The following is a 6,193-nucleotide window of genomic DNA, read 5'->3' as shown; positions in this document are numbered from 1 at the left end:
CGGTCCTGCTTCCATCAAGATGGAAGCCAAAATGGGGACGATTACCCTTGATCACGCCAAGCACCAAGGCCTGACTGAGTGTACAACCTGTCACCACACTGGTGAATATGCTGCTTGTAAGACCTGTCACGATGCTAAGCCTGAGGCACCGAAGTCGAAGACTGCTTTCCACAAGGTATGTAAAGACTGCCACAAAGACAAGGGTGGTCCGACCAAGTGTAAAGAATGCCACGTTAAGTAATTTGTTTAGACAGGTTGGTTAAGCTAAAAAGCCGATCCAGATTTTTCTGGGTCGGCTTTTTTTCGGTTCTATCCACAACACAAACGCTGAGGTTGAGCAAGCCCGCCCCAGATGGTTCTTCGAAGCTGAGTGCCTACCACATGCTGAAGCAAGTCATCAAACTGTTCCTGAACGGGTTTTGCTTGCCTCACGATCTTTGACAATCCGTTTCACTTTTTTTTCACAGGCCCCCGGTTGTTCCAGCGAAAGACGATCTCACTGAGATAGCGCGGCAGATGTTGTCGACTGACAAAGTAAAAGCCCCCCCTGCTTCGCTCTTCCCGGATCGCGTTGAATGACTCCACTGCATTGACGTGTGCTTCTCCGCGAGCGTATTTCCTATGGCCATGATTGCCACTTGCATGGTTGGAAAATTCTTTTCCCAATCTACCTCATTCGATCATGTATATGAAACTCGGACTGCCTGTTTGAGTAAGCCTGATAGAATTGATCATGAGTGGGAAATGAAGGTGAAAAAGACTTTCTTGTCAGAAACAAAAAAAGTTTTGTGTGCCGGTGCGTCTTGACGTAACCGGTTTTTTCGTGCTTATTGACTGCCATGAGTGAAACTCTTGATGAATTGTCGCTCGGCAACCTTAAATTGTTGCAGGCGAAAAAAGGATATCGTTTTTCGCTTGATCCGGTGTTGCTGGCCCGTTTTGTGACTTGTCGTCCCAGTGACGTTATCGTTGACCTTGGTACCGGCAGCGGTGTCTTGCCTCTATTGCTGGCGAAATTAAGTGATGCTCAAGAGCTAATCGGTGTCGAGGTACAGCCCGATATGGCTGAACGTGCGCTGCGCAATGTCGAGCTAAATGGGTTGGCGCACAGAGTTCAGGTTGTGCAGGGGGATTTGCGACAGATTAGAGAACTTTTTCCGGTTGCAAGCGCTGATCTGGTCGTCAGCAACCCGCCTTATCGCCAGATCGGCAACGGACGAATTTCCTCCAGTGATGAGCGCTCGGCTGCACGCCACGAACTCAATGGGGGGTTGGTCGATTTCGTTGCTGCTGCGGGATGGTTACTGAAAAATGGCGGACGTTTTGCCATCGTTTACCTAGCGGAACGTTTATCGGAGCTTATCGTACAGATGGGCGCGGTCGGGATCGAGCCGAAGCGCTTGCGGATGGTTCATCCACGCCGATGTGAACCGGCAAAAATGATTTTGGTGGAAGGGCGCAAAAGGGGGCACCCGGGACTGACCGTTGAGCGGCCACTCTATGTCTATAAGGGGGCCGGGCGTGATTACAGCGATGAAGTTTTGTCGATGTATGAGAATCCTACTTGCTAATCCTGCTCCTTTCGTCCTTTATTGAGGCGCTTTTGCATGAGGGCGACTTTCAGCATTTCTTCGCGCAGTTCGGCATCCTGAAGCGGTTCGAGCTGACCTGCTATTTCCCTTTTTTCTTCTTCGCTTAATTTCATCTGTTGCCAAGTCGACCCGTTCGGTTTGGTTTCTTCTTTTGGGCACGTATATGGTGTCGGAACCTTGCGAAGGTAGATGTCCGTAATGTCCGCTTTGGGTAGTTGTGCATGCAGCTTTGCCAGAATTTGCGGTTTCAGCATCTGTAACTGCTGCATCCAGACGGGATGGTCCACTTGCACCTCGAGAATCCCCTGGCGAAAACGCAGGGGGCGGGCGCGGTTTGCGATCTGCTTTCCGACCACCTGGTCCCAGATCATCCAGACCTGATAGCGCGAGAGCCGTTCGTCGATCCCATTGTCGCCAAGGACTTGCTTCAGTATGGCGCTAGCCCGCTCGGCTTTTTTCATCTGTGGCCGTTTGGCGCTCATGGTAAGGTTCGTCGCCGGATGCGGCTGCCGATGACTTGTCCGGCAACGGCGCAGGCGAGAGTGAAGGGGATGACATGCCAGCCAAAGCCGAACATGATGCGCAGGGCGATAATAAAAGGGATTGACAGGTGAACGAGTACGAACCAGTGCAGGGAAAACTTACGGCTGGTCTCGCGTAAATAACCGAGCGGCAGGTTGGTGCCGAAGGAGAAGAACAGTAATGCCGCTAGTGGCAGGATTCTTACGGTATGCACTTGTTGATCCTTGTATATGTTCAGTTTGTTTAGCCTGTTGAAACTTTACTATTTAAGTTGCGATTGAGTCAAACGCAATAAGGGATGCCGGTATATTTATAAATCCTCCCTTGCATGTCATTGGCAAACGTGGCATTATGCGCGGCCGGACTGGGTTTTGAATGGGTCTTAAGGAGTTTTTGCGTGGTTAATGACGGGGATTATGTCGCTATTTTTCACTCGATTCATCGGGTGATGAAGGCCGAGAAAGTTCTCAAAGCGGCCGGACTGAAGATTTTGTTGATTCCGGTGCCGCGTCAGTTGAGTTCTGATTGCGGGCTGGCGATCCGTTTTTCACCGGAGAGTCGTGCGCAGATTGAAGAGGCCCTTGCCACTGCCGGTTTGGCGGTTGCGGAGGTCTGGCAGAAGCAGGATGGAGTTTTTACACAGCAGTTGTAAAAACGCTTGTTTTGTGAGGGTTTTTGCGCTTGACATGGGGTTGTCCCTTACATATATTTAGTCCTTTCGTGAATTTTGCCGTAGCAGTGGTATGTTTGATACATTATCTGACAAGTTAGATTCGGTTTTTAAGAAGCTTCGTGGTCACGGCAAGCTTACCGAGCAACATATAAAAGAAACCATGCGGGAAATCCGTTTGGTGCTGCTTGAGGCAGACGTCAACTTCAAGGTGGTCAAAAGCTTTGTTAATCGGGTTGGCGAGCGGGCGGCTGGTCAGGAGGTTCTCAAGAGCCTGACCCCAGCCCAGCAGGTGATCAAAGTAGTCCGCGAGGAGCTGGCGGAACTGATGGGCGAAGGCGAGGATAATTCTCTCGACCTTGCAGCAAAACCGCCAGTACCAGTGATGCTCTGCGGTCTTCAGGGGGCGGGTAAAACTACCACCTGTGGCAAATTGGCGCTTAAACTGCGCCGTGAAAAACGCAACCCGCTGCTAGTTCCTGCTGACGTCTATCGTCCGGCAGCGATTGAACAGTTGAAGACATTGGGTCGTCAGCTCAATATAGAGGTGTTCGATTCGAACGCGGGTCAGGATCCTGTTGATATTTGTACCAGGGCGCGCGAATATGCAGAGCTGAGTGGTTTTGATACACTGATACTTGATACCGCCGGTCGTTTGCACATTGACTCCGCGTTGATGGGTGAGTTGAAGCGGATCGTTGCTAACGTCGCACCGCAGGAGATTCTGTTTGTTGCCGACGCAATGACCGGGCAGGATGCAGTGACCGTAGCGGCAAGCTTTGACGAGCAATTGCCGTTGACCGGTGTGGTGCTGACCAAGTTGGATGGTGATGCGCGTGGTGGTGCGGCACTGTCGATTCGTGCGGTTACCGGCAAGCCGATTAAATTGGTCGGTATGGGTGAGAAGCTCGATGCTCTCGAGCAGTTTTATCCCGACCGGATGGCGCAGCGAATTCTTGGCATGGGGGATGTCCTTAGCCTGATCGAAAAGGCCCAGGCGGCGGTCGACGAAGAAGACGCGGCGAAGATGGAACAAGCGCTGCGTAAGGATGGTTTCACACTGGAGACTTTTCTTGAGCAGATGCAGATGGTCAAGAAGATGGGTTCCATCGATTCGCTGCTGAAGATGATTCCCGGTGCCGGTAAAGCGATGAAACAGGCGCAGGGGATGCAGTTGCCGGAAAAAGAGATGAAGAAGATCGAAGCGATCATCCGCTCCATGACTCCGGCGGAGCGGCTCGATCATAAAATTCTCAACGGCTCGCGTCGCCTACGGATCGCTAATGGTAGCGGTACCCGGGTGCAGGATGTGAACCAGTTGTTGAAGCGCTTCATCGAAGCGCAAAAAATGATGAAGAAAATGCAGAAGATGGGTCCGAAGGGGCTCAAAGGGATGCTCGGCCGGGGTGGCCAGCTTCCGTTCTGAAACATTTGAATAGAGACTCGAAGTTCTACTATTCGAACAACATAAAGAAAGTAAGTTCCAGGAGGAAAAACAGCATGGCAGTAAAAATCAGGCTCGCCCGCGGCGGCGCAAAGAAGAAGCCTTTCTATCAAGTTGTTGTCGCCGATGAGCGTTGCCCACGGGATGGTCGTTTTATCGAGAAGCTGGGTCAGTATGATCCGCGTCAGGACCAGCCCTTGCTTAATCTGAAAGAAGATCGCGCCCTTGAATGGCTCAACAAGGGAGCTCAGCCGACTGATACGGTTCGCCGGTTGCTGCGTGGTGCCGGTGTATGGGCCAAGTTCAAGGCGAAGGAAGCAGCACAAGCCTAACGCCTGACTGGTCCGAATCCGGGGCAACGGGCCCCTATCCACCCGGAGGATGACCCATGAAAGACCTGATCGAGTACATCGCCAAGTCGTTGGTCGAAAAACCTGACGAGATCGTGATCTCCGAAGAGGAGACTGAAGATGGAACTGTTCTCGTTAAGTTGGCGGCCGCCCAAGAAGATATGGGACGAATCATTGGCAAGCAGGGGCGCAACGCCAAGGCAATGCGGACCTTGCTGAATGCTAAAGCGACCCGCGAGAATAAGCGCGCGTCTCTGCAGATCATGGAGTAATCCGGCTTCGGATCGGTTGAGAGAACAAAGCGGATGTGCAACCGGTCGAATTTGTTGCTGGAAATAGGTAAAATAGTCGGAACGCACGGTTTGCGTGGTGACGTGAAGGTGCGTCTGCATTCCGGTGATCCAGAGGCTTTGCTGACAGCAGATCAGGTCACGCTACACCTGCCTTCAGGTGAACGGCTGACTGCCGAACCAGTCAGACAGTCGCTCCACAAAGGGCAGGTTTTGTTGCGTCTGCAGGGGCTTGAAACGATTAACCAGGTCGAGCATCTGGTTGGTGGCTTGGTTTTATTGCCTCAGGAGCAGTTGCCTGAATTGGCTGAGGACGAGTATTACTGGTCCCAGCTCAAGGGTCTGCAGGTTGTTGACCGCGAGCGAGGGCCGATCGGCAAATTGCACCAAATGTTTGTTACGGCAGCACATGACACCTATGTTGTGACGGGCAAGTACGGAGAGGTACTGATCCCGGCCGTGGCGCAATTTATTTTGGAGATCGATCTGGAAAAGCGGATCATGCAAGTTGATTTGCCGGAAGGGTTGATTCCGGAAGTTGAATGATCTTTGAGGTTTTGACCCTGTTTCCCGGCATGTTTGATTCACCGCTGCGAGAAAGTATTCTCGGTCGGGCGATTAAACAGGGACGGTTACAGGTCCGGACCCACAATTTGCGAGATTGGGCAGAAGGCAAGCACCTGACCACCGACGATACCCCATATGGGGGCGGTGACGGCATGGTGATGAAACCGGAGCCGATCGCGCGTGCAGTTGCGAATTTGCGAAGACAGACGCCTGCTGCCAAGGTGATAATGATGACACCGCAGGGTGTACCTTTCAATCAGCAGCACGCCAAGCAGTTGGCGCAAGAAGATGGTTTGATTTTCCTCTGCGGGCGTTACGAGGGATTTGACGAGCGGATCAGGGATTCGCTGGTCGATGCGGAATATTCGCTGGGAGATTTTGTGCTGACCGGTGGCGAGTTACCGGCGATGGTGATGATAGATGCTATCTCGCGCTATCTGCCTGGGGTGCTTGGTAGTGAAGGTAGCGCCGAAACCGATTCCTTTTCGGACGGCTTGTTGGAATATCCTCAGTACACCCGGCCGGCAGTTTTTAACGGGCTGGAGGTGCCTCAGGTGCTGCTCTCCGGCGATCATGGCAAGATTGCTCGTTGGCGGCGTGAACAGCAGCTGAAAAGGACGCTGAAAAGACGCCCGGAGCTTTTGGAACAGGCAAAATTGACAGAAGAAGATTTAAAGTTTCTGGCACAACTGAAACAGCTGGATTCGTAAAACGTAAATATTGAAGACAACCGAATAAAGTAAAGCGGAATTGATACA

At 52.0% G+C, this 6,193-nt stretch carries 11 protein-coding genes; 8 read left to right on the top strand and 3 right to left on the bottom strand.

All coding sequences use genetic code 11. The features are described 5' to 3' along the window. On the top strand, nt 1-241 hold a 241-nt coding region (locus tag Q7J88_RS11485), incomplete at its 5' end, for a cytochrome c3 family protein (protein WP_303722367.1). Between the two features lie 209 nt (nt 242-450). Here Q7J88_RS11485 and Q7J88_RS15450 read toward each other — a convergent pair. After that, nucleotides 451-666, bottom strand: coding sequence for a transposase (locus Q7J88_RS15450; RefSeq protein ID WP_369682028.1), 216 nt, complete (start codon nt 664-666; stop codon nt 451-453). 173 nt (nt 667-839) lie between these two features. Here Q7J88_RS15450 and Q7J88_RS11480 point away from each other — a divergent pair, with 173 nt between their 5' ends. Continuing rightward, a complete protein-coding gene (locus tag Q7J88_RS11480; RefSeq protein WP_303722366.1) occupies nt 840-1,571 on the top strand; it encodes a tRNA1(Val) (adenine(37)-N6)-methyltransferase in 732 nt (243 codons plus the stop codon). On the opposite strand, the gene Q7J88_RS11475 is transcribed toward Q7J88_RS11480, so the two are convergent. Further along, a complete protein-coding gene (locus Q7J88_RS11475; RefSeq protein ID WP_303722365.1) occupies nt 1,568-2,074 on the bottom strand; it encodes a DUF721 domain-containing protein in 507 nt (168 codons plus the stop codon). The two genes, Q7J88_RS11480 and Q7J88_RS11475, sit on opposite strands and share 4 nt — an antisense overlap. After that, nucleotides 2,071-2,328, bottom strand: coding sequence for a hypothetical protein (locus Q7J88_RS11470; protein WP_303722364.1), 258 nt, complete (start codon nt 2,326-2,328; stop codon nt 2,071-2,073). Before Q7J88_RS11470 ends, Q7J88_RS11475 begins: the two co-directional genes overlap by 4 nt. Nucleotides 2,329-2,511: 183 nt before the next feature. On the opposite strand from Q7J88_RS11470, the gene Q7J88_RS11465 reads away from it, so the two are divergent. From Q7J88_RS11465 to trmD, 6 genes are all read left to right on the top strand, one after another. After that, nucleotides 2,512-2,766, top strand: coding sequence for a DUF3343 domain-containing protein (locus Q7J88_RS11465; RefSeq protein ID WP_303722363.1), 255 nt, complete (start codon nt 2,512-2,514; stop codon nt 2,764-2,766). Nucleotides 2,767-2,857: 91 nt separating this feature from the next. Beyond that, nucleotides 2,858-4,210 carry a signal recognition particle protein gene (gene ffh / locus Q7J88_RS11460; protein ID WP_303722362.1) on the top strand — a complete coding sequence of 451 codons (1,353 nt, stop codon included), beginning with the start codon at nt 2,858-2,860 and terminating at the stop codon, nt 4,208-4,210. Between the two features lie 74 nt (nt 4,211-4,284). Beyond that, the gene (gene rpsP / locus Q7J88_RS11455) at nt 4,285-4,560 is read left to right on the top strand and encodes a 30S ribosomal protein S16 (protein WP_303722361.1); all 276 of its coding nucleotides are present in this window, start codon (nt 4,285-4,287) and stop codon (nt 4,558-4,560) included. A 56-nt stretch (nt 4,561-4,616) separates the two neighbouring features. Further along, nucleotides 4,617-4,850 (top strand): KH domain-containing protein, encoded by a 234-nt coding sequence (locus Q7J88_RS11450; protein ID WP_303722360.1) that lies wholly within the window; start codon nt 4,617-4,619, stop codon nt 4,848-4,850. Nucleotides 4,851-4,883: 33 nt separating this feature from the next. Further along, nucleotides 4,884-5,414 carry a ribosome maturation factor RimM gene (rimM, locus tag Q7J88_RS11445; protein WP_303722359.1) on the top strand — a complete coding sequence of 177 codons (531 nt, stop codon included), beginning with the start codon at nt 4,884-4,886 and terminating at the stop codon, nt 5,412-5,414. After that, nucleotides 5,411-6,145, top strand: coding sequence for a tRNA (guanosine(37)-N1)-methyltransferase TrmD (gene trmD, locus Q7J88_RS11440; RefSeq protein WP_303722358.1), 735 nt, complete (start codon nt 5,411-5,413; stop codon nt 6,143-6,145). The genes rimM and trmD overlap by 4 nt, the downstream gene beginning before the upstream one ends. Nucleotides 6,146-6,193 lie beyond the last annotated feature (48 nt).

Source organism: Malonomonas rubra (genome assembly GCF_003247215.1).
In the GTDB taxonomy this organism is placed as follows: Bacteria; Desulfobacterota; Desulfuromonadia; order Desulfuromonadales; family Geopsychrobacteraceae; genus Malonomonas; species Malonomonas rubra_A.
The sequence above is the reverse complement of the archived record's forward strand: the minus strand, read 5'-3'. Positions and strand labels throughout refer to the sequence as shown.